The sequence below is a fragment of the Providencia sp. PROV202 genome (genome assembly GCF_028479565.1).
GTDB classification, from domain to species: Bacteria; Pseudomonadota; Gammaproteobacteria; order Enterobacterales; family Enterobacteriaceae; genus Providencia; species Providencia zhijiangensis.
On sequence record NZ_JAMPNV010000025.1, the window covers coordinates 13586 to 37535 of the forward strand.

General features: G+C 45.6%; 18 protein-coding genes and 1 riboswitch. Of the genes, 9 read left to right on the forward strand and 9 right to left on the reverse strand.

Annotated features, from left to right (window positions below):
* The first annotated feature begins 202 nt into the window (after positions 1–202).
* Positions 203–315, forward strand: a riboswitch (TPP riboswitch).
* Between the two features lie 144 nt (positions 316–459).
* The 8 genes from thiC to dcuC all read left to right on the forward strand — a co-directional run bounded on the left by thiC (position 460) and on the right by dcuC (position 9109).
* On the forward strand, positions 460–2427 hold the full coding sequence (gene thiC / locus PR799_RS17255) for a phosphomethylpyrimidine synthase ThiC (protein WP_272523028.1): 1968 nt from the start codon (positions 460–462) through the stop codon (positions 2425–2427).
* Positions 2411–3088, forward strand: coding sequence for a thiamine phosphate synthase (gene thiE / locus PR799_RS17260; protein WP_272523031.1), 678 nt, complete (start codon positions 2411–2413; stop codon positions 3086–3088). The genes thiC and thiE overlap by 17 nt, the downstream gene beginning before the upstream one ends.
* The gene (locus tag PR799_RS17265; RefSeq protein ID WP_154626063.1) at positions 3078–3836 is read left to right on the forward strand and encodes a HesA/MoeB/ThiF family protein; all 759 of its coding nucleotides are present in this window, start codon (positions 3078–3080) and stop codon (positions 3834–3836) included. Before thiE ends, PR799_RS17265 begins: the two co-directional genes overlap by 11 nt.
* On the forward strand, positions 3824–4024 hold the full coding sequence (gene thiS / locus PR799_RS17270) for a sulfur carrier protein ThiS (RefSeq protein ID WP_272523034.1): 201 nt from the start codon (positions 3824–3826) through the stop codon (positions 4022–4024). The genes PR799_RS17265 and thiS overlap by 13 nt, the downstream gene beginning before the upstream one ends.
* A gap of 2 nt (positions 4025–4026) precedes the next feature.
* On the forward strand, positions 4027–4797 hold the full coding sequence (locus PR799_RS17275) for a thiazole synthase (RefSeq protein WP_154626093.1): 771 nt from the start codon (positions 4027–4029) through the stop codon (positions 4795–4797).
* On the forward strand, positions 4794–5915 hold the full coding sequence (gene thiH / locus PR799_RS17280) for a 2-iminoacetate synthase ThiH (protein WP_154626059.1): 1122 nt from the start codon (positions 4794–4796) through the stop codon (positions 5913–5915). Before PR799_RS17275 ends, thiH begins: the two co-directional genes overlap by 4 nt.
* A 570-nt stretch (positions 5916–6485) precedes the next feature.
* Positions 6486–7739, forward strand: a complete 1254-nt coding sequence (gene pepT / locus PR799_RS17285; RefSeq protein ID WP_272523036.1) for a peptidase T — start codon at positions 6486–6488, stop codon at positions 7737–7739.
* Positions 7736–9109: a C4-dicarboxylate transporter DcuC gene (gene dcuC, locus PR799_RS17290; protein ID WP_154626055.1), complete on the forward strand. Its 1374-nt coding sequence runs from the start codon at positions 7736–7738 to the stop codon at positions 9107–9109. The genes pepT and dcuC overlap by 4 nt, the downstream gene beginning before the upstream one ends.
* Before the next feature lie 48 nt (positions 9110–9157).
* Here dcuC and PR799_RS17295 read toward each other — a convergent pair whose 3' ends face one another.
* Positions 9158–10138, reverse strand: coding sequence for a VWA domain-containing protein (locus PR799_RS17295; protein WP_442959929.1), 981 nt, complete (start codon positions 10136–10138; stop codon positions 9158–9160).
* Positions 10139–10796: 658 nt separating this feature from the next.
* On the opposite strand from PR799_RS17295, the gene PR799_RS17300 reads away from it, so the two are divergent.
* A complete protein-coding gene (locus tag PR799_RS17300; RefSeq protein ID WP_154626053.1) occupies positions 10797–11306 on the forward strand; it encodes a pyridoxamine 5'-phosphate oxidase family protein in 510 nt (169 codons plus the stop codon).
* Between the two features lie 74 nt (positions 11307–11380).
* Here PR799_RS17300 and rpoC read toward each other — a convergent pair whose 3' ends face one another.
* The 8 genes from rpoC to secE form a co-directional block, all read right to left on the reverse strand.
* The gene (rpoC, locus tag PR799_RS17305; protein WP_181477894.1) at positions 11381–15604 is read right to left on the reverse strand and encodes a DNA-directed RNA polymerase subunit beta'; all 4224 of its coding nucleotides are present in this window, start codon (positions 15602–15604) and stop codon (positions 11381–11383) included.
* A 109-nt stretch (positions 15605–15713) separates the two neighbouring features.
* Entirely contained in the window at positions 15714–19742 is a 4029-nt protein-coding gene (gene rpoB, locus PR799_RS17310; protein WP_036953635.1) for a DNA-directed RNA polymerase subunit beta, read from the reverse strand.
* 356 nt (positions 19743–20098) lie between these two features.
* Entirely contained in the window at positions 20099–20464 is a 366-nt protein-coding gene (rplL, locus tag PR799_RS17315; protein ID WP_006657047.1) for a 50S ribosomal protein L7/L12, read from the reverse strand.
* Between the two features lie 60 nt (positions 20465–20524).
* Complete coding sequence (gene rplJ, locus PR799_RS17320; protein ID WP_154626049.1) at positions 20525–21022, reverse strand: 50S ribosomal protein L10; 498 nt, start codon at positions 21020–21022, stop codon at positions 20525–20527.
* Positions 21023–21357: 335 nt separating this feature from the next.
* Entirely contained in the window at positions 21358–22059 is a 702-nt protein-coding gene (gene rplA / locus PR799_RS17325; protein WP_006657045.1) for a 50S ribosomal protein L1, read from the reverse strand.
* A 4-nt stretch (positions 22060–22063) separates the two neighbouring features.
* Positions 22064–22492 carry a 50S ribosomal protein L11 gene (rplK, locus tag PR799_RS17330; RefSeq protein WP_006657044.1) on the reverse strand — a complete coding sequence of 143 codons (429 nt, stop codon included), beginning with the start codon at positions 22490–22492 and terminating at the stop codon, positions 22064–22066.
* A gap of 167 nt (positions 22493–22659) precedes the next feature.
* Positions 22660–23205, reverse strand: a complete 546-nt coding sequence (gene nusG / locus PR799_RS17335) for a transcription termination/antitermination protein NusG (RefSeq protein WP_006657043.1) — start codon at positions 23203–23205, stop codon at positions 22660–22662.
* Positions 23206–23592 (reverse strand): preprotein translocase subunit SecE, encoded by a 387-nt coding sequence (gene secE, locus PR799_RS17340; RefSeq protein ID WP_154626047.1) that lies wholly within the window; start codon positions 23590–23592, stop codon positions 23206–23208.
* Between the last annotated feature and the right edge of the window lie 358 nt (positions 23593–23950).

Sequence of the window (23950 nt, forward strand, 5' to 3'; positions counted from 1 at the left end):
GTTTTGGATTTTTAGGTTTTTAACTAACTGCCTTTCAAAGGTTCCTCTAAATTATTCGTGCTAGAGGAAGGCGGCAAACTAAGATATCTCTAGGAGCATACACAAGTATGTGACTAGGGTAGCTTAGTGAAGCCAACGCACCTATCGCGCGAAGAATGACGAGGAAAATGCTTGAGAATCACAGGAAGCTCTCTATACTGATTAACTCTTGTCGGAGTGCCTAGTATGCATTTGCATCAGGCTGAGACCGTTAATTCGGGATCCGCGGAACCTGATCGGGTTAATACCCGCGAAGGGAACAAGAGTAATCTTCTAGCACGTTCGATCCCGCCTTTGGTGGATCTTTTGTTGCAACGCCATACCATTACTCCTCCGAACTCCAGACAAGCAACTTTCTTTCGATAAACCCGCTATTGGCGCTTTACGCCGTATAGCCTGTGACGATGTCAGGAAATTGCTATGTCCAATAATGCTAATAATGCAGTTATACCGAGTACCGATATTTCCCCTAAAGCTGCGCCAGCACGCACTCGAAAAGAGCAGCGTGATGCCGCAGAAAACTTTATCAATACCCTTTCCGGTGTTTCATTTCCAAACTCTGAACGAATCTACCTACAAGGCTCGCGGGACGACATCCAAGTTCCTATGCGCGAAATCCAGCTCTCTCCAACGCTTATCGGCGGCGATAAAGATAATCCCAAATTTGAAGATAACGAGGCCGTCCCTGTTTATGACACTTCAGGCCCTTACGGCGACCCGACCTCTGAACTCAACGTTCACAAAGGATTGAAAAAAATCCGTGCACCGTGGATTGGTGAACGCGCTGATACTATTGTCGTCGAGAATCTCAGCTCCGATTTTACCCAGCAACGCTTAGCGGACGCAGGTTTAGATCACTTACGTTTTAATCACCGCCCTGCGCCACTAAAAGCGCAAACAGGCAAATGCGTCACTCAGTTACATTATGCTCGCCAAGGCATTGTGACTCCCGAAATGGAATTTATCGCCATCCGTGAAAATATGGGCCGTGAACGTATTCGCAGCGAAGTTCTAAGACAACAGCATCCGGGGCAAAGCTTTGGAGCGATTTTGCCAGAAAATATTACGCCGGAATTTGTACGCCAAGAAGTGGCTGCGGGTCGCGCTATCATTCCTGCCAATATTAACCACCCAGAATCTGAACCGATGATTATCGGGCGTAATTTCTTAGTGAAAGTGAATGCGAATATCGGTAACTCCTCGGTGACTTCATCCATCGAAGAAGAGGTGGAAAAACTAATTTGGTCTACTCGCTGGGGCGCAGATACGGTGATGGATTTATCCACTGGCCGCTATATTCACGAAACCCGTGAATGGATTTTACGTAATAGCCCTGTGCCAATCGGTACGGTGCCTATCTACCAAGCGCTCGAAAAAGTGAACGGCGTTGCTGAAAACCTCACTTGGGAAATGTTCCGCGACACCCTGCTGGAACAAGCCGAGCAAGGGGTGGATTACTTCACTATCCATGCTGGCGTTTTACTGCGCTACGTGCCAATGACGGCGAAACGCCTGACCGGCATTGTCTCCCGAGGCGGCTCTATCATGGCGAAATGGTGTTTATCCCACCACCAAGAGAACTTCCTGTATGAGCATTTCCGTGAAATTTGCGAAATTTGCGCCGCTTATGATGTATCGCTGTCTCTTGGAGATGGGTTACGTCCGGGTTCTGTGCAAGATGCCAACGATGAAGCGCAATTCTCAGAGTTACATACCTTAGGTGAGCTAACCAAAATTGCGTGGGAATACGATGTGCAGGTGATGATTGAAGGTCCGGGACATGTGCCAATGCAGATGATTCGCCGCAATATGACCGAAGAGCTAGAGCATTGCCATGAAGCGCCCTTCTATACCTTAGGCCCCCTAACCACCGATATCGCACCGGGCTATGACCACTTCACTTCCGGCATTGGCGCGGCAATGATTGGCTGGTTTGGCTGTGCGATGCTGTGCTACGTAACGCCAAAAGAGCACCTTGGCTTACCGAACAAAGAAGACGTCAAACAGGGGCTGATTACCTACAAGATTGCAGCCCACGCCGCTGACCTCGCGAAAGGGCATCCGGGGGCGCAAATTCGTGATAATGCCATGTCCAAAGCGCGTTTTGAGTTCCGTTGGGAAGACCAGTTTAACCTTGCGCTCGATCCAGAAACGGCACGTAAATATCACGATGAAACCTTACCGCAAGCGTCAGGGAAAATCGCCCACTTCTGTTCTATGTGTGGACCAAAATTCTGCTCAATGAAGATTTCCCAAGAAGTTCGTGACTATGCTGCACAAAAGGAAGCGGGCATGGAGCAGATGTCGGAAGCGTTCCGCGCTCACGGTAGCGAACTCTATCATGGAGCTGAGATTGCTGAGGTCGTGAGTGATGAACAAAACGCTTAAGCTCCCAAATAGTCCATTTCCACCGACCGAGCACTGCCTCGGTCTATATCCGGTTGTGGATTCTGTTGAATGGATTGAACGCCTGCTAAATGCAGGTGTTTCCACCTTGCAATTGCGCATCAAAGATAAGCAAGACCACCAAGTTCGCGATCAGATCCAGCAAGCAATCGCGCTTGGCAAGCAGCATAACGCCCGATTATTTATTAATGACTATTGGCGATTAGCCATAGAGCTGGGCGCCTATGGCGTCCACTTAGGGCAAGAAGATTTGGAAACCACTGATTTGGTGGCGATTCACCAAGCGGGGCTACGGTTGGGGATCTCTACTCATGATCCTCACGAGGTTGCTATTGCCAAAACCGTGCGCCCGTCTTATATCGCCCTTGGGCATATTTTTCCAACCCAAACCAAGCAGATGCCTTCCTCTCCGCAAGGTTTAGACGCGTTAAAGCAGATGGTTATCGATACACCAGACTATCCGACGGTGGCCATCGGTGGGATCTCCATTAACCTCGTGCCTGCGGTGCTTGCCACTGGCGTTGGCAGTGTGGCGGTTGTCAGTGCCATCACCCAAGCCGATGACTGGCAAGGTGCAACGCGAACATTGCTGGATCTGGTTGAATCGACCGCTCGCTTAAAGGAAAACGACCATGCTCAATGATCTCGAATTTATGCGTTATAGCCGCCAATTGCTGCTTGAGGATGTCAGCCCTGAAGGGCAACAAAAACTCAAACAGAGCAAGGTATTGATTGTCGGTTTAGGTGGACTAGGCTCCCCTGCAAGTTTGTATCTCGCGGGGGCGGGTGTCGGTGAATTATGGATAGCGGATCATGATGACCTGCATGTATCTAACTTGCAGCGCCAAGTGCTGTATGACACGCAGGATATTAACCAGTCGAAAGCGCAGCTAGCCGCAGCGCGTTTAAAGCAGCTTAATCCCCATACCAAGACGCGCATTTTCCAACAAAAGTTGGATGCAGACAGTTTGCTTCCCTTAGTGGAACAGGTGGATTTGGTGCTGGATTGCTGTGACAACATGGCCACTCGCCATGCAGTCAATGCCGCTTGCGTCATTAGTCATACCCCGCTCGTCAGCGGCAGTGCTGTTGGCTTTGGCGGGCAATTGATGGTGCTTGAGCCGCCTTTTCAATCGGGCTGCTACGCCTGCTTGTATCCCGACCAAGAAGAACCTCAACGTAACTGCCGCACGGCGGGAGTGTTGGGGCCTGTGGTAGGTGTGATTGGGACGTTACAAGCGTTGGAAGCCATCAAATTGCTGGTGGGGTTACCCTCTGCGTTAAGTGGAAAACTGCGCCTGTTTGATGGAAAGCAGCAGCAATGGAATACCTTGCAACTGACTCGATCAAAACAGTGTCCCGTCTGCCGAGAAGCCACATGCATATCATAATCAATGACCAGCCGATGGAGGTTGAATCGCCCATAACCATCCACCAGCTATTAACACAACTCGGGCAAAGTACATCCGGCTCAGCACTGGCTATCAACCAAATAATCATTCCCAAAAGCCAGTGGGAGAGCCATTTTTTGAATGAACAAGACAACATTCTGCTGTTTCAAGCTATCGCAGGGGGTTAATGATGTTAAAAATTGCTGATGTCACTTTTCAGTCACGTTTATTTACCGGAACAGGCAAGTTTGCCAATCCAACATTAATGCAGCAATCCATCCAAGCATCGGGCAGCCAGCTGGTGACCATGGCGATGAAGCGCGTTAATTTACGCGGGCAAGATGACGGTATTTTACAGCCACTTCAAGAGTTGGGAGTTAAGTTACTTCCCAACACGTCCGGCGCCAAGAATGCCCAAGAGGCTATTTTTGCCGCACATCTCGCCCGTGAAGCGCTAGGCACTCATTGGGTAAAACTCGAAATCCATCCCGATGTCCGTTACTTATTGCCAGACCCTATCGAAACGTTACTCGCGGCTGAGCAACTGGTTAAAGAAGGCTTTGTGGTATTGCCTTATTGCAGCGCAGATCCTGTTTTGTGTAAACGATTGGAAGAAGTGGGCTGCGCGGCGGTGATGCCTCTCGGTGCACCTATCGGTACTAATAAAGGTTTAGTCACCAAGGAGATGCTGCAAATCATCATCGAACAAGCCAATGTACCAGTGGTGGTAGATGCTGGAATTGGTGCGCCTAGCCACGCCGCCGAAGCCATTGAAATGGGGGCTGATGCGGTACTAGTCAATACAGCCATCGCTGTCGCTAAACAGCCCGTATTGATGGCACAAGCCTTTAAAATGGCGGTTGAAGCGGCACAGCTCGCTCGTCAAAGCGGACTTGCGGCACCAAAACAACGGGCAGAGGCATCCAGCCCTCTGACTCAATTTTTGGAGGCGCTGCAATGATTGAAAGCTTTCGGGAGCGTTGGGAACAGTTAGATTGGGACAACCTCACATTACAGATCAATAGCAAAACCGCCGCGGATGTGGAGCAAGCGTTACAGAGTGACACCTTGACTCTCGATGATTTTATGGCGCTACTTTCCCCTGCCGCGCGGCATTACATCGAACCGATGGCGCAAAAGGCGCAGCGACTAACACGTCAACGTTTTGGTCATACTGTTGGGTTTTATGTTCCTCTATACCTTTCCAACTTATGTGCCAATGACTGTACCTATTGCGGGTTTTCAATGAGCAACCGCATTAAGCGCAAAACCCTCGATGACGCCGAGATTGTTCGTGAATGTGAAACCATCCGCCAAATTGGTTTTGATAGCTTGCTGTTAGTGACGGGTGAACATCAAACCAAAGTCGGAATGGACTATTTTCGCCGCCATATTCCGGTGATCCGTTCCTATTTCAGTTCGCTCATGATGGAGGTTCAGCCTTTATCAACCGAAGAGTATCGCGAGCTGAAAACCTTAGGATTAGATGGCGTGATGGTATACCAAGAAACCTACCATGAGCCGACTTATCAACTTCATCATTTAAAAGGCAAAAAACAGGATTTTCATTGGCGATTAGCAACGCCAGAGCGCCTTGGCCAAGCGGGTGTTGATAAAATTGGATTGGGGGCATTAATTGGGCTTTCCAGTAGCTGGCGAACGGATTGTTACATGGTGGCTGAACATCTTCTGTATATGCAGCAACACTATTGGCAGAGCCGCTATTCTATTTCATTTCCACGCTTGCGCCCTTGCGCAGGAGGAATCGAACCCGCCTCACTGATGGGAGATGCGGAGCTGGTTCAGCTAATTTGTGCATTTCGCTTGCTTGCCCCTACGGTGGAACTGTCGCTGTCCACCCGAGAATCCCCTTATTTTCGGGATCATGTGGTGCCACTGGCGATTAACAGTGTCAGTGCGGGCTCTAAAACTCAGCCAGGAGGCTATGCGGATTCGAAAACCGAGCTAGAGCAGTTCTCGCCCCACGATAACCGTAGTGCAGCACAAGTCGCCCATGCCTTAGTTCAAGCAGGGCTACAACCTGTTTGGAAAGATTGGGATGGCTACTTAGGACGTTAATGGTTCATTTTTCAATGGGAAATATTGAATAGAATATTTCCCATTAAATGGAACTTGGAGAATATGACTTTTTATTTTCAAATAATAATATTAATCTGATCACAAAAACTAAAATAATACGTCATTAATCAGGCTGAATTAAAATATTAATAATATTTAAAAAATATTTTAATAGTTTTTTAAACTACAATGACATTATGATAATAGTATAACTTAATTTTAAATTTTTATTATCTTCGTTAAATAACAATTTTAGTTAGGAAAGATAAATATCTAGCACTAAATATAACCAGCGGTAATCAACCTGAAATACTCCATTTATATCAATCGGATAAATTAATCTTCCCCCGAGTATTTTGTGATGCACATTCTAATTTAATAATTAAACATTGCCACTTCTATTCTTCTTTTTTAATCACTCTGTGTCTTTAGTCAAAAAAATAACTGGTCAGATATTTATTTTGTCGTTATTCATGATAAAAGAATATTGCAATGAAGTGATGTTTGTCTTCATTGCAATAATGAAAGTATAAAAATAATGCATCACGATGATGCTGGAGAATGAGAATAATGAATATTGTTGACCGTTTTATTTCTTATACAAAAATTAACACCACCACGAATAGGGAAAAAGGCGCCGCAGGCATCATGCCATCCTCTGAAGGCCAGCGCATTCTTGCCAAACAGTTAGTTCAAGAGTTAGAAGGCTTAGGCTTACAGGATATCAAACTGCGTGATACGGCTATCGTTACCGCAACACTGCCTTCCAACCTTGATTACAAAGTGCCTACAGTGGCATTTTTCGGTCACTTAGATACCAGTGCAGAGCAGACCAACGATACCAAAGCACAAATTTTGCCTTATAACGGCGAAGATATTTGTATGAACAAAGAACTCAATATTTACCTGCGTAAAAGCGAGTTTCCTGAATTAGAAAATTACCTTGGTGATGACATCATCGTCACCGACGGTACCAGCCTGTTAGGCGCTGATGATAAAGCGGCTATCGCTTCAATTATGGATATGCTGCAATACTTTAAACAAAACCCAGATATCAAACACGGGGACATCAAAGTGGGCTTCGTTCCGGATGAAGAACAAGGTCTACGCGGTGCGAAAGTGTTTGATGTAAAAGAATTTGGCGCCGATTTTGCTTACACCCTAGATTGCTGTGGTATTGGCGAGTTAGTGTACGAAAACTGGAACGCGGGGGATGTTGAAATCGTCTTTACAGGTAAATCAGCTCACCCAATGTCCGCGAAAGGCAAACTGGTGAACTCCCTGCTAATGGCACAGAAATTTATCGCGATGCTGCCAGGCGGCGAAGCGCCTGAATATACCGAAAACCGTGAAGGTTATTACTGGGTTAAGCAGATGTCCGGTAACAGCGCGCGCACAGTGCTGAAAATGGATGTGCGTGACTTTACCGAAGAGGGCTACCGCGCTCGTATGGCATTCCTGAAAAAATTAGCGGGTCACTGTGAAGACTTATGGGGACCAGAAAGTGTCACTTGCACTTTAGCTGACCGTTACTCAAACGTGTTCAACAGCCTGCAAGGTGAAAATCGTTACCCAATCGATATTGCCCACGCCGCTTATGAAGCTTGTGGTATTACGCCAAAAGTGATCCCAATGCGTGGAGGCTATGATGGAGCCGCGCTTTCACAAAATGGACTTCCTTGCCCGAATATTTTCACCGGTGCTCATAACTTCCACTCGATTTATGAATATCTACCCGTGAAATCCCTGTATGCCGCCAGTGATGTTTTAAAACAAGTGGTACAAATTACGGCTGAACGTTTCAAGCCAGGAGCTAAAGCATGATCCCAATTCTAACGGTTCTGATTATCGTTGTTTTGGTTGCTCGCTTTATTTTGAAGGGATACAAAGCTGAACCCGTGTTATTAATTGCGGGTTTGGCATTGATGATTTTCACCCTAGCCTTAGGCTGGGGTCCGATCCTACCGAAAAGCGTCGCAACCACGGGCATTACTTGGCTTGATCCGTTTGAAGTGATGCGCGACCTGTTTAGTAGCCGTGCTGCTGATCTTGGTCTGATGATCATGGCATTAATGGGTTTTGCTCACTATATGGATCATATCGGTGCCAACGAAGCCGTGGTACGTGTTGCAACTAAGCCTCTGAAAAATATGCGTTCGCCTTATGTGCTGCTATTTTTCTCATTCTTGTTAGCGAGTATCTTACAGTTAGCTATTCCATCGGCGACAGGCTTAGCTGTGCTGTTAATGGGTACGATGTTCCCAATTATGATTGGTTTGGGGCTATCTCCTGCGTCTGCCGCTGGGGTTATCGCAACATCCCTTGGGGTTGCTTATACACCAACCGCGATTGATGCTATCCGTGGTGCGAAAGCCGTTGATATGTCTGTCGTTGAATATGTCCTTTACTACCAAGGGCCTGCGGCATTAGCCACGGTACTAGTGGTCGGTATTACCCATATTTTCTGGCAACGTCATTGTGACCGTAAACAGGGTTTCGTCCCTGAAATCGGTAAAGCAGTCCAGTCTCACGACAAAGAAGCAACAACCAAATCGGTACCAGGCTACTATGCCATTTTACCGATGCTGCCAATCATTATGGCGGTCGGCTCTTCCAATCTGTTCTTTGAGGGAATTCATCTCGATGTTGTGACCATCGTACTGATTGCTATGGCAATTTGTATGGTACTGGAAACCATCCGAGTACGTAACTTCAAGCAAGTGTGTAATGGCTTTCAAACCTTTTTGAATGGGATGGGACATGCGTTTAGTAACGTAGTCGGGCTGTTAGTCGCTGCGGGCGTGTTTGCTCACGGGATAAAAGTGAGTGGCGCAATCGACCAGTTAATCCTTGGTGCTGAATCCGTTGGCTTACCGCCGTTTGCGATGGCGATTGTGTTCGCATTAGTCACCTTAGCCGCCGCAATCATTATGGGTTCTGGTAACGCACCATTCTTAGCATTCGTGGAATTGATCCCACAAATTGCACACAGCATGGGGGTTAACCCGATTGCGATGATCCTGCCAATGCAGCAGGCTTCTCATATGGGGCGCGGTATGTCTCCGGTTTCGGGGGTGATAATCGCCGTATCCAGTGGTGCCAAACTTCAGCCATTCGATGTGGTGAAACGAACTGCCATACCGTTGATGGTGGGCTTTGTGGCTCACTGCGCAATTATTGGCATCTTCTACTAAATCGACTGTTATCTTTAATTAGGCCTGCAATTGCAGGCCTTTTTGTTATTATTTTTGACACTGGCAAGCTGAATGATGATGCGAGTGGTGCCTGTGATGGCTTTCGTTACCACAGCAAGCATCTATCGCCTTATTAATAATTTCAGCTAGCGTATTCACCGTTTCTAAGATAGTCGGCAGTTGTTCACAGACATTTGCACAGTCTGAACTCTCTGGATTTGGGATAGTCGGAGGGACCAAACTGTCACAAAGAATTTCTTGCAAGACTAAAGCAAAGTTGGCTATGCCAGTGGTGTAGATATAAGAACGCCCCCCCGTTTGCTCAGCTAGACGGGCATATTCTTTTGTGACTCTGTCTCTATCCGCTAGACTTGGGAAACGGTCAAGATTGGTTGGCGCATCATCCGGTGTCCCTTGATAGGTATACACTTTGACATGAGCATGTTGAGCAACGTCAATCGCTTCATTGTTTTTGGCTATTGCCGCACTGGTAAGTCGGCCACCTCCACCCTCCATACCTTCGTCACCTAAGACAAAAATGGCTCGACGAGCGCCATCACGCCAATCAAAGTATTTACTCACATCAATAACGGCACGACAAAGATCTTCTTTATTACCTGCATGGTCAATACCATCAGCCTCTTTAAAAGGTGGGCGCGCTTGTAGGCTGCTTTCGTTAACCCCTTTTAAGATTAAATAATCACTCACTGATTGATCAAACTTAGTACCAGACCAAACACCTTGTATCCCTAAGAATGTGGCGCGTAAATGTGATGGGCAATTTGCTGCCGCTTTTTCAATAGCAGCATCAATTTGTTGGCTTAAATCCGTAGATTCATCAGACATGGAGCCGCTAGTATCAATCACCACGACCAAATCTAAGGCAATATCCCCCGTCCCTGTAACAAGCTGTGAGGTTTGATTAACCATAATACTTGGCGCTCCAAACGAAGCCATATTTTGCATCATGCTGCTAGACGTCATTTTATTATTATTTTCAATGTCATTACTTTCTGTATTTTTACCCATGTTTATATTCCTGTTAAATTCATAGCATTTGATTTATTGGATTTTAATATTTGAATAATATATTTAGATAATATTTTTATGACGTATTTAACCACCCCCTAATTGATTAAATCGAGGGCGGTATTATTAATTTATTTGCATTTACATTGACATAATAATTAATATCAATGCACTGATAAATATTAATTGCTTCAGTTAAAAATCAATTTATTAACAAATAAGATTAGTTAAATATTTTTACTCGACATTGTATTTTCAGAAAAACAAAGGCTAATTAATTGAATTATAAAGCACATATTCATGAATCAATCTCTACCTTTCAATTATTAGTAGTTCCTAATAAATGAGATAATGTTCATCACGTTATTGTTCACCTATATTACTTCAAAATTTTAATTGCCAAATTTATTCACCGTGAAAATAGTCAATTAAAAACACAAGCTTATAGAGAAATAGCTTCAACTATTTCCTAACTAAATTATTAATCCTAACTATAACCCTATATGAAATGAAAATATTAATAATGCCAAGCCTTACTATTTTTAATTATCGCTCTCCCCAAGACTCACCTTAATAACCATCTAATTCAATACACGATGACCAATCTCGAAAGTCCCAATAGCGGGCTTTCTTCTTATATACATACAATGGAGACCCCATGAGTTTAAAGCAGCGCAGTTTAGTTCTCTTGCACACCACCCGTTTCGTCACTTTTGCGACACTCAGTCCTGAAAATGTGCCGTGGGTAACCACCGCCGAACCAAAAATTCTGTTCAATCCAGTGCGGTTTCTTTGGTATTCCGCTCATCAAAGCCAACATTCTCAAAATATTCGTTATCACCCTCAAGTGAGCGGAACACTGTTTAATTATCATTTACCTGAGTTTGGTTCGGCTGGTTTTGATGAGGCTCAGTTTACGGGGGTTGCACGTGAATTATCAGTTGATGAGTCTGCGGATGCTTATCGTGAATTTCATCAAAATTCGCTTTTCGATGAGACTCAAAATGCGTTGCCTTCTATTGCCCTTGAGCAACTGCAAGAAAATGGTCATTTACGTTTTTATGAGCTTATTGTTGAACAGTGGTGGTTATTTGATATGGCTCACTGGTTGACGAGTCAAGAAAGTCGTCGCATTCCTGTGCCACTGAGTTACCTTAATAATGAATAGCTGGCAATTGGCAGGCAAAAAAAAACCGGTATCTTTCGACACCGGTTTCTATTAAGCGATTTGTAAATCAGAAATTAGTTCTGATTGTCGCTGGTGAAGCCTGCATTTAACAGTTCAGCTAAGTTCGCTGTTGCTTCATCTGCGCTAACTTGTGGAGCTTCCACAGCTTCGCTCAGATGGCGACGACGGATACGATCTTGGTGGTACGCGAAACCAGTACCAGCTGGGATCAGACGTCCAACAATAACGTTCTCTTTCAGGCCGCGTAATTCATCACGCTTACCTGCTACCGCTGCTTCTGTCAGTACGCGAGTTGTTTCTTGGAACGATGCCGCTGAGATAAAGGATTCTGTTGCCAGAGATGCCTTAGTAATACCCAACAGATCACGCTCAAAGTTAGCTGGAATCTTGCCTTCAGTTTCCAGTTTACGGTTAGAAACTTTAACTCGTGAGTATTCAACTTGCTCACCTTCGAGGAATTCAGAGCTTCCTGCATCCGCGATGGTAACTTTACGCAGCATCTGACGAACGATAACTTCGATGTGTTTATCGTTAATCTTAACGCCTTGTAAGCGGTAAACTTCCTGAACTTCGTTCGTGATGTAACGAGTCACAGCATGAACACCACGCAGACGCAGGATGTCATGCGGAGACTCTGGACCGTCGGAAACAACGTCACCGCGTTCAACGATTTCACCTTCGAATACGTTGAGTTGACGCCATTTAGGGATCATCTCTTCGTATGGCTCACTTCCATCTAATGGAGTGATAACCAGACGGCGTTTCCCTTTGGTTTCTTTACCAAACGAGATAATACCGCTGATTTCAGCCAGGATCGCAGGCTCTTTCGGACGACGAGCTTCGAACAGGTCAGCAACGCGTGGCAGACCACCCGTGATATCTTTAGTACCTACGGATTCTTGTGGAATACGCGCTAAAGTATCACCGACGTTGATAGCGATGCCATCATCTAACTGAACAATTGCGTTACCCGGTAAGAAATACTGAGCAGGCATGTCCGTGTTAGGGATCAGAACATCTTTACCGTTCGCATCGATTACACGCAGTGCAGGACGTAAGTCTTTACCAGCACTGGTACGCTCAGCGGTATCCATAACAACGATTGAAGATAGACCGGTTAACTCATCAGTTTGACGAGTCATTGACAGACCTTCAAGCATGTCGGAGAAGCTGATGATACCCGATACTTCACTGACAACTGGCATGGTGTGTGGATCCCAGTTTGCAACGGTTTCACCGCCGATCACTGCTGCACCATCACCTTTAGTTAAGTGTGCACCGTAAGGAACTTTATAGCTCTCTTTAGTACGACCGAATTCATCGATCAGACGCAGTTCTGTATTACGAGAAGTAATTACCAGCTTGCCTTCTGAGTTAGTAACATATTTTGCGTTGAACAGTTTCAACGTACCTGTGTTACGAACTTGGATGCTAGATTCTGCTGCCGCACGAGATGCCGCACCACCGATGTGGAACGTACGCATCGTCAGCTGTGTACCCGGCTCACCGATTGACTGTGCTGCGATAACACCGATAGCTTCACCTTTGTTGATGATATGACCACGAGCAAGGTCACGACCATAACAGTGAGCACACACACCGAAGTCAGTTTCACAACTTACTACGGAACGTACTTTCACGCTGTCAACAGAGTTAGCTTCTAACAGGTCACACAGTTTTTCGTGTAACAGTGTATTACGTGGAACCAGAATATCTGCAGTACCTGGGATCAGGATATCTTCTGCAGTTACACGTCCAAGTACACGTTCACGCAGTGGTTCTTTAACGTCGCCACCCTCGATAACCGGAGTCATCAGGATACCTTCGTGAGTACCACAGTCATCTTCAGTGACAACCAAGTCCTGAGCAACGTCAACTAAACGACGAGTCAGATAACCGGAGTTCGCAGTTTTCAATGCGGTATCCGCAAGACCTTTACGAGCACCGTGGGTAGAAATAAAGTACTGGAGAACGTTCAGACCTTCACGGAAGTTCGCCGTGATTGGCGTTTCGATGATGGAGCCATCTGGCTTAGCCATCAGACCACGCATACCGGCCAGCTGACGAATCTGCGCTGCAGAACCACGAGCACCGGAGTCGGCCATCATAAAGATACTGTTGAAGGAAACTTGTTGTTCTTCTTGGCCGTCACGGTTAATGACTGCTTCAGTAGACAAGTTTTCCATCATCGCTTTAGCAACACGTTCGTTTGCCGCGGCCCAGATATCGATAACTTTGTTGTAACGTTCGCCTGCTGTAACCAGACCAGACTGGAACTGTTCCTGAATTTCTGCAACTTCTGCTTCGGCTTCGGCGATGATCCCAGCTTTTTTCTCTGGAATAACCATATCGTCAATACCAACCGATGCACCAGAACGTGCCGCGTAGGCAAAACCGGTATACATGATTTGGTCAGCAAAAATAACAGTAGGTTTCAGACCCAGTACGCGGTAACAGGTGTTCAGCATCTTGGAGATAGCTTTCTTACCTAACGCCTGGTTAACCAGAGAGTAAGGCAGACCTTTCGGTACGATCATCCATAAAATTGCACGGCCAACAGTGGTATCAACTAAACCAGTGTTAATCGTAATGTTACCTTCGCTGTCTTTCACTTCTTCAGTGATACGAACTTTAACGCGGGCATGCAGTGAAGCATGACCTGAACGGTAAACACGCTCAGCTTCTTTAGGACCGGCTAAAACCATGCCCTCGCCTTTCGCGTTTACGCAGTCGCGCGTCATGTAGTAGATACCTAATACAACGTCCTGAGAAGGAACGATGATTGGCTCACCACTTGCCGGAGACAGGATGTTGTTGGTTGACATCATCAACGCACGTGCTTCTAACTGAGCTTCCAGAGTCAGAGGAACGTGTACCGCCATTTGGTCACCATCGAAGTCGGCGTTATATGCCGCACAAACGAGTGGGTGCAATTGGATAGCTTTACCTTCGATCAGAATTGGTTCGAACGCTTGGATACCCAGACGGTGAAGTGTTGGTGCACGGTTCAGCATAACTGGGTGTTCGCGGATAACTTCATCCAAGATATCCCAAACAACCGCTTCTTCGCGCTCAACCATTTTCTTCGCAGCTTTAATGGTTGTTGCCAAACCACGTAATTCTAATTTGCCGTAGATAAATGGTTTGAATAACTCAAGTGCCATTTTCTTAGGCAGACCGCACTGATGCAGACGCAGGTATGGACCTACGGTGATTACAGAACGACCTGAGTAGTCAACACGCTTACCAAGTAAGTTCTGACGGAAACGACCTTGTTTACCTTTGATCATATCTGCCAAAGATTTCAGAGGACGTTTGTTAGAACCGGTGATTGCGCGACCACGACGACCGTTATCTAACAGTGCGTCAACCGCTTCTTGCAGCATACGTTTTTCGTTACGTACGATGATATCTGGCGCAGCCAGATCCAGAAGACGTTTCAGACGGTTGTTACGGTTGATTACGCGACGATACAGATCGTTCAGATCCGACGTTGCGAAACGACCACCATCCAGTGGTACTAATGGACGCAGATCAGGTGGCAGAACTGGCAGAACGTTCAGGATCATCCACTCTGGTTTGTTACCAGATTGAATAAACGCTTCTAACAGTTTAATACGCTTAGTCAGCTTTTTACGCTTGGTTTCTGAGTTAGTTTCGTTTAACTCTTCACGCAGCGTTTCACACTCGTTCTCAAGATCGAGGTTTTTCAGCAGACCTTGGATTGCTTCCGCACCCATTTTCGCGTCGAATTCGTCACCGAACTCTTCTAGCGCATCTAAGTATTGCTCTTCTGTCAGAATCTGTGCGCGCTCAAGGCTGGTCATCCCGCCTTCAACAACAACATAAGATTCAAAATACAGAACGCGTTCGATATCACGCAGTGGCATATCGAGCAGCAAACCGATACGGGATGGCAGTGATTTTAAGAACCAAATATGCGCAGTTGGAGACGCGAGTTCAATATGACCCATACGCTCACGACGCACTTTAGTTTGTGTAACTTCAACGCCACACTTCTCACAAATCACACCGCGATGTTTTAAACGCTTGTACTTACCGCACAGGCATTCGTAGTCTTTTACTGGCCCGAAAATACGCGCACAGAAAAGACCGTCACGCTCAGGTTTGAACGTACGGTAGTTAATGGTTTCTGGCTTTTTAACTTCACCAAATGACCATGAACGGATCATGTCAGGTGATGCCAGAGCAATCTTGATCGCATCAAACTCTTCGGTCTTGGTTTGCGCTTTCAGAAACTTAATTAAGTCTTTCACAAAATGGCTCCTGTCGGAGTTAGACCTGTCAGGTGAGTGCTCGAAGCGACTCTCCCCAAATCCCAGTGCTTACATGGGCCGGAAGGCGAACCTTCCGGCACAGAACGAATTACTCGTCTTCCAGCTCGATGTTGATACCCAGTGAGCGGATTTCTTTCAGCAATACGTTGAAAGATTCCGGCATACCAGGTTCCATCTGATGGCTGCCATCGACGATGTTTTTATACATCTTCGTACGGCCGTTAACGTCATCCGATTTAACTGTAAGCATTTCTTGAAGGGTATAGGCTGCACCGTATGCTTCCAGTGCCCACACTTCCATCTCCCCGAAACGCTGACCACCGAACTGCGCTTTACCACCCAGCGGTTGCTGAGTAACCAAGCTGTAAGAACCCGTTGAACGGGCGTGCATCTTATCGTCAACCAAGTGGTTCAGTTTCAGCATGTACATGTAACCTACGGTGACTTGACGCTCAAATTTCTCGCCAGTACGACCGTCGAACAATGTAATCTGACCTGAAGTTGGCAGACCGCCCAGTTTCAGCAGTTCTTTAATTTCTTTCTCTTTTGCACCATCAAACACTGGTGTTGCAATTGGCATACCTTTTCTCAGGTTCTCTGCCAAACGCATAACTTCTTCATCAGAGAAAGTATTTAAGTCAACTTTCTGACGCGGATCATCACCTAAATCGTAAGCTTTCTGGATGAATTCACGCAGTTTGGCAACTTCTTGCTGCTGTTTAAGCATAGCATTGATTTTTTCACCAATACCTTTAGCAGCCATACCTAAGTGAGTTTCCAGAATCTGACCGATGTTCATACGTGATGGTACGCCCAGCGGGTTCAGAACGATGTCAACTGGGTTACCGTTTTCATCGTAAGGCATGTCTTCAACTGGGTTGATTTTTGAGATAACACCTTTGTTACCATGGCGACCCGCCATTTTATCACCCGGTTGAATCTGACGTTTAACAGCCAGATAAACCTTAACAATTTTCAGTACGCCCGGTGCAAGGTCATCACCTTGAGTGATCTTGCGACGTTTTGCTTCCAGTTTCTTAGCGAACTCAGATTTCAGTTCATCGTACTGTTCAGCTAATTGCTCTAACTGGTTCTGTTTCTCTTCATCAGCTAATGCTAATTCTAACCAACGGTCACGAGGCAGTTTGTCCAGTTTATCAGCTTCAATACCACCGCTGATCAGTACAGAACGGATACGAGAGAACAGTGCGGATTCAAAAATACGCAGCTCTTCTGTTAAGTCTTTCTTCGCATCACGTAACTGAGTTTCTTCGATTTCCAGAGCACGTTTGTCCTTCTCTACACCATCACGGGTAAATACTTGTACGTCGATAACCGTACCAGATACGCCGTTAGGAATACGTAAAGAAGAGTCTTTAACGTCTGAAGCTTTTTCACCGAAGATAGCACGCAGCAGTTTTTCTTCTGGTGTTAATTGGGTTTCACCTTTAGGGGTGACTTTACCAACCAGAATGTCTCCGCCTTTCACTTCTGCACCGATATAAACGATACCGGATTCATCAAGTTTAGACAGTGCTGCTTCACCAACGTTTGGAATATCCGCAGTGATCTCTTCAGGCCCTAATTTGGTGTCACGAGACACACAAGAGAGTTCCTGAATGTGAATAGTTGTGAAACGGTCTTCTTGAACAACACGCTCAGAAACTAAGATGGAGTCTTCGAAGTTATAACCATTCCATGGCATGAATGCCACGCGCATGTTTTGACCCAGTGCTAATTCGCCGAGGTCTGTTGAAGGACCATCCGCTAACACATCACCACGTTCAACTGGTTCACCTAAAGATACGCAAGGCATCTGGTTAATACAGGTGTTCTGGTTAGAACGAGTGTATTTAGTCAGGTTATAGATATCGATTCCAGCTTCGCCCGGATACATCTCATCTTCGTTAACTTTGATAACGATACGAGAAGCATCAACGTATTGAACTGAACCACCACGTCTTGCAACAGCAGTAACACCGGAGTCAACCGCTACTGCACGTTCCATACCTGTACCAACTAATGGTTTGTCAGCACGTAAAGTAGGAACCGCTTGACGTTGCATGTTCGCACCCATCAATGCACGGTTGGCGTCATCGTGTTCAAGGAATGGAATCAGTGACGCACCAACAGAAACAACCTGTTGAGTCGAAACGTCCATATATTCAACTTGTTCACGGCTGAATAAGCTTGACTCGCCTTTGTTACGGCAAGTAACTAATTCTTCGATGAAACGGCCATCGTCGCTTAATACGGTGTTTGCCTGAGCAATGATGAAGTTACCTTCTTCGATTGCAGACAGGTAATGGATTTCATCAGTTACGATGCCATCACGGACTAAACGGTATGGAGTTTCTAAGAAACCGTACTCATTGGTCTGTGCATAAACAGATAATGAGTTGATCAGGCCGATGTTCGGACCTTCAGGGGTTTCGATTGGACAAACACGACCATAGTGAGTTGGGTGTACGTCACGTACTTCGAAGCCTGCACGTTCACGAGTCAGACCACCTGGGCCTAATGCAGAGATACGACGTTTATGCGTAATCTCAGACAGTGGGTTGTTCTGGTCCATAAATTGAGACAGCTGGCTGGAACCAAAGAACTCTTTAACTGCTGCTGAAATTGGCTTAGCGTTGATCATATCCTGTGGCATTAATGCATCGAGGTCGCCCAGAGAAAGACGCTCTTTCACTGCACGCTCAACACGAACCAGACCTACACGGAATTGGTTCTCAGCCATTTCGCCAACGGAACGAATACGACGGTTACCTAAGTGGTCGATATCATCGACTTCGCCTTTACCGTTACGGATATCGATGAGTTTACGCATAACATCAATGATGTCTTCTTCACTCAGGATACCAGAACCTTCGATTTCATCGCGGTTCAGTGAACGGTTGAACTTCATACGACCTACAGCAGACAAGTCGTAACGGTCTTCAGAGAAGAACAGGTTATCGAACAGGTTTTCTGCAGCTTCGCGTGTTGGCGGCTCACCAGGGCGCATCATACGGTAGATTTCTACCAATGCACTTAAGCGATCGTTAGTTGGGTCGACGCGAACGGTTTCAGAGATATAAGCACCGTGGTCTAAGTCGTTAGTGAACAATGTTTCGATTGTTTTGTGACCAGACTGGCTCAGACGTGCCAACATATCTAATGACAGTTCCATGTTCGCTGCACAAATCAGCTCACCGGTGCTCTCATCGATGTAATCTCTTGCAACAACTTTACCTGCGATGTATTCAACAGGAACTTCGATGTTGCTAACTTCTTCTTTTTCTAACTGACGAATATGACGAGCAGTGATACGACGGCCTTTTTCAACATAAACTTTGCCGTTTGCTTCGATATCGAAAGAAGCAGTTTCACCACGCAGACGCTCAGGAACCAGCGTCATCATCAGTTTGTTATCGCGGATTTGGAATACAGTTTTGTCGAAGAACAGATTTAAGATTTCTTCGGTGTTGTAATCCATTGCACGCAGAATAATGGTCGCAGGTAATTTACGGCGACGGTCAATACGTACAAACAGGTTATCTTTCGGATCGAATTCGAAATCAAGCCATGAACCACGGTAAGGAATAATACGTGCGTTATACAGCACTTTACCTGAAGAGTGAGTTTTACCTTTATCGCTATCGAAGAATACACCAGGACTACGGTGTAACTGGGAAACGATAACACGCTCAGTACCGTTGATAACAAAAGTTCCGTTTTCAGTCATGAGTGGAATTTCACCCATGTAGACTTCTTGTTCTTTGATGTCTTTAACGGTGCCTTCTGGAGCTTCTCGCTCATACACGATCAGGCGCAGTTTTACACGCAGTGGTGCAGAATAGGTCACGCCGCGAATTTGACATTCTTTAACGTCAAAAACAGGCTCGCCTAAACGATAGCTGACATATTGCAGTTCAGCATTACCGCTGTAACTCTGAATTGGGAATACGGAACGGAAAGCAGCTTCCAGACCATTCTGGCCATCAGGATCTTGCTCGATAAACTTCTGGAACGAGTCAAGTTGGATGGAAAGGAGATAAGGTATATCCAAAACTTGTGGACGTTTACCAAAATCCTTACGAATACGTTTTTTCTCGGTATAGGAGTAAACCATAGGTTTCCTCAGCTCGTTGATCAGTGACCCAAATCGTTCGCCTTTAGATTAAGGGCAGAACAGGAACGCGTTTTTGAAGAAATGGAAAATGAATACTTTCCTGAATACCCATTTCTATTACTCTTAAATCATTTCATTGCGTTGCAGTTGCTACCGAGCTACCCGAGCGGGTCGTAGCACAGAACACAGTATATTAAGTCGTCAAATAGAAAGAAGTATTGGAGGGTTGTTTGTTAACATTAAAACTGCGTGAAAAGCTGTTAACACCCATCACGCCTTACAGCGCAAAAAGGCTGGTGATTAAAAAATCACCAGCCATCAGCCTAATTACTTAAGCTGCGTTCTTGAAATTGAACTTATTTAAGTTCAACAGAAGCGCCTGCTTCTTCAAGAGATTTTTTCAGAGTTTCAGCTTCGTCTTTGCTTGCAGCTTCTTTGATAACTGCTGGAGCTGATTCTACCATGTCTTTAGCTTCTTTCAGGCCAAGACCGGTTGCACCACGAACTGCTTTGATAACTGCAACTTTGTTCGCACCAACAGATGCCAGAACAACGTCGAATTCAGTTTTTTCTTCAGCAGCTTCAGCTGGGCCCGCAGCAACAGCAACAGCTGCAGCAGCAGAAACGCCGAATTTTTCTTCCATCATAGTAATCAGTTCAACAACGTCCATTACAGACATTTCTGCAACTGCATCAAGGATTTGGTCTTTAGTGATAGACATAACAAGTGTTCCTAAAATTCAGAAATAGTTTATACGTTAAAAAGCAACGAAGGAAAGGGCTTATGCAGCTTCTTTCTGATCGCGCAGAGCAGCCAGAGTACGAACCAATTTGCCGGCAGCGGCTTCTTTCATGGTTGCCATCAGGCGTGCGATTGCTTCATCGTAAGTTGGGAGAGTTGCCAGACGATCGATATCTTTCGCTTGGATTAACTCACCTTCAAAGGCCGCAGCTTTAATCTCAAATGCTGGATTCGCTTTCGCGAACTCTTTGAACAGACGAGCGCCAGCGCCCGGATGTTCGTTAGAGAAAGCAATTAAGGTTGGACCAACAAACGCGTCTTTCAGTACATCATAAGAAGTACCTTCAACAGCACGGCGAATCAGTGTGTTACGAACAACACGGATATAAACGCCAGCTTCGCGACCTGCTTTACGCAGTTCAGTCATTTTTGCTACAGTTACGCCGCGTGAATCAGCAACAACTGCAGAAAGCGCGCCTTTGGCTACTTCGCTGACTTCAGCAACAATCGCTTGTTTGTCTTGAAGATTTAGTGCCATTAGCTTCTTGCTCCTGGATTAACCGGGAAAACCCGGGACTCACATCACTCAAACACAACATTATGTAAGAGCGCTAAAACACGGTGAGCAGAATAGAAATCCAGAATTAAATTCTAGGTATCTCTGTCACCGTCTACGCAGGTAAATTAAGTAGCCACTAGTAACTAATAAACTACACCTGCGGTCTTGGACGGGGTCTGGAAAGGCCAGACTCCATACCGAAATTTGTGGTTTGTTGGGCACATTTCTATACCCAACAAACTCGAGGCGTCAAATTTTATACAAATTTGCCGCAAAGGTAAAGCCTAATTGCCAATTAGCAGATGCTAACGGAATTAAACTGCTGCTGACAGACCAGATTGGTCGATAGCAACACCTGCGCCCATGGTAGTGGACAGGCTGATTTTCTTGATGAAAACGCCTTTAGCAGAAGCTGGTTTTGCTTTTTTCAGCGCGATCAGCAGTGCTTCTAAGTTTTCTTTCAGTTTGTCAGCGTCGAAATCAGCTTTACCGATAGTGGTATGGATGATTCCGTTTTTGTCGTTACGGTAACGAACCTGACCCGCTTTAGCGTTATTAACCGCTTCAGCAACGTTAGGAGTTACAGTACCAACTTTCGGGTTTGGCATCAGACCACGTGGGCCCAGAACTTGACCTAATTGGCCAACAACGCGCATTGCATCTGGAGAAGCAATAACAACGTCAAAGTTCATTTCACCAGCTTTGATTTTATCAGCCAGATCTTCCATACCAACCAGTTCAGCGCCAGCAGCTTTAGCCGCTTCAGCGTTTGCGCCTTGTGCGAACACAGCAACGCGAACTGAACGGCCAGTACCGTGTGGCAGTACAGTTGCACCGCGAACGTTCTGGTCAGATTTACGAGCATCGATACCAAGATTGATAGCTACGTCAACGCTTTCAACGAATTTAGCAGTCGCTAATTCTTTCAGCAGGGCAACGGCTTCATTGATGTCATACTGTTTAGTTACATCAACTTTCTCACGGATATTGCGCATGCGCTTAGTCAGTTTAGCCATTCTATTAGTCCTCCACTACCAGGCCCATGGAACGAGCAGTACCAGCGATTGAACGCATCATCGCGTCAACGTCAGCACCAGTCATATCCGCAGCTTTAGTTTCTGCGATTTCGCGAACCTGTGCAGAAGTCACTTTACCAACTTTGTCTTTGTTCGGCTTACCAGAACCAGACTTAACGCCAGCCGCTTTTTTCAGCAGAACTGCTGCCGGTGGAGTTTTAGTTACGAAAGTGAATGAACGGTCTGCATAAACAGTAATAACAACAGGAATTGGTAAACCTTTTTCCAGGCTGTCTGTTTTTGCGTTGAACGCTTTACAGAATTCCATGATGTTCACACCTTGCTGACCCAGTGCTGGACCAACCGGTGGACTTGGGTTTGCCATACCAGCTGCTACTTGCAGCTTAACGTAGGCTTGTACTTTCTTAGCCATGAATATTTCCTCAAATTGGGTAATAACGCCTTAATGGATTAAGGCTCCCCGTTACATTAACGCCCCGCAACACACCGTTTGCGCAGTATGATGCCAAGCATAAAAAACAAAAGGCGCGAAATTGTATGAAAATTTCGCGCCTTTTGCAAGTCTGCTATTCGGATTAGTTAGGCTTTTTCTACCTGTCCGAAGTCTAACTCAACTGGAGTTGCACGACCAAAAATAGAAACAGAGACTTTTAAGCGGCTCTTCTCATAGTCGATTTCTTCAACAACACCGTTGAAGTCAGCGAATGGACCTTCGCTAACACGAACCATTTCACCTGGTTCAAATAGCGTTTTAGGACGTGGCTTATCACCAACTTGTTGTAAGCGATTCATGATCGCATCAACTTCTTTATCACTAATTGGTGCTGGACGATCTGAAGTCCCACCGATAAAGCCCATTACACGCGGAACACTGCGTACTAAGTGCCAAGAGTCATCATTCATGACCATTTGAACTAATACGTAACCAGGGAAGAATTTACGCTCGCTCTTACGGCGCTGGCCGCTACGGATCTCAACAACTTCTTCAGTTGGGACCATAACATCGCCAAACAACTCTTCCATATTATGTAATTTGATATGTTCACGCAGAGACTGTGCTACGCGACCTTCAAAACCAGAGAATGCCTGAATGACATACCAGCGTTTTTTAGGTAAATCTGACATTTAGAATAACCTCAGGCTTGTAATAAATGAAACTAAACGCACTAGGATACCATCTAATCCCCACAGGATTAGTGACATTACAGCCGTTACAGCAGCAACAATCAAAGTCGTTTGTAATGCTTCCTGGCGAGTAGGCCAAATGACTTTCTTCACCTCGATGCGAGCTTCGCGCGCAAACGCCAGAGTTGCTTTACCTTTTGTGGTCCACAAAGCAACAGCACCAGCAATAGCTACTACAGCCACAACTGCAAAAGCACGCAGTGCGAGATTATATTGACGGAAGTAATAGTTGCCCACGATAGCAACAATTAATAAGGCACAGACAACTACCCATTTGAAGATGTCTGCACTGCGTCCACTTCCTTGAGCTTCGCTATTCGCACTCATAATTCAACCTGTTACCATGAAGTATGTATAAAGCTCGCTTGCCTTACCTATGCAGTATGGCAATCAGAGCACACCAATAGAATATGCCAGCATACCCAGTAAATTTAATAACCACCTTATTTCGAAAATAAATTTCTTTTCGTGGCAGCGGTAAAATATACCATAACTTCTGAGCAAAACCTTAATAAATCTCATATAACTGCATCAGGCTCTCAATACAGTCAGTAAATCGTTGTTTCAGAGCCTATCTCACCAATAATTATGAAAACGATTGATGAGATAGGTTCTTAGGTTTAAACGCTAACATTTTAAAAACTTGAGTATAAAAAGGGCATCAGTCGATGCCCTTTTTACTAAA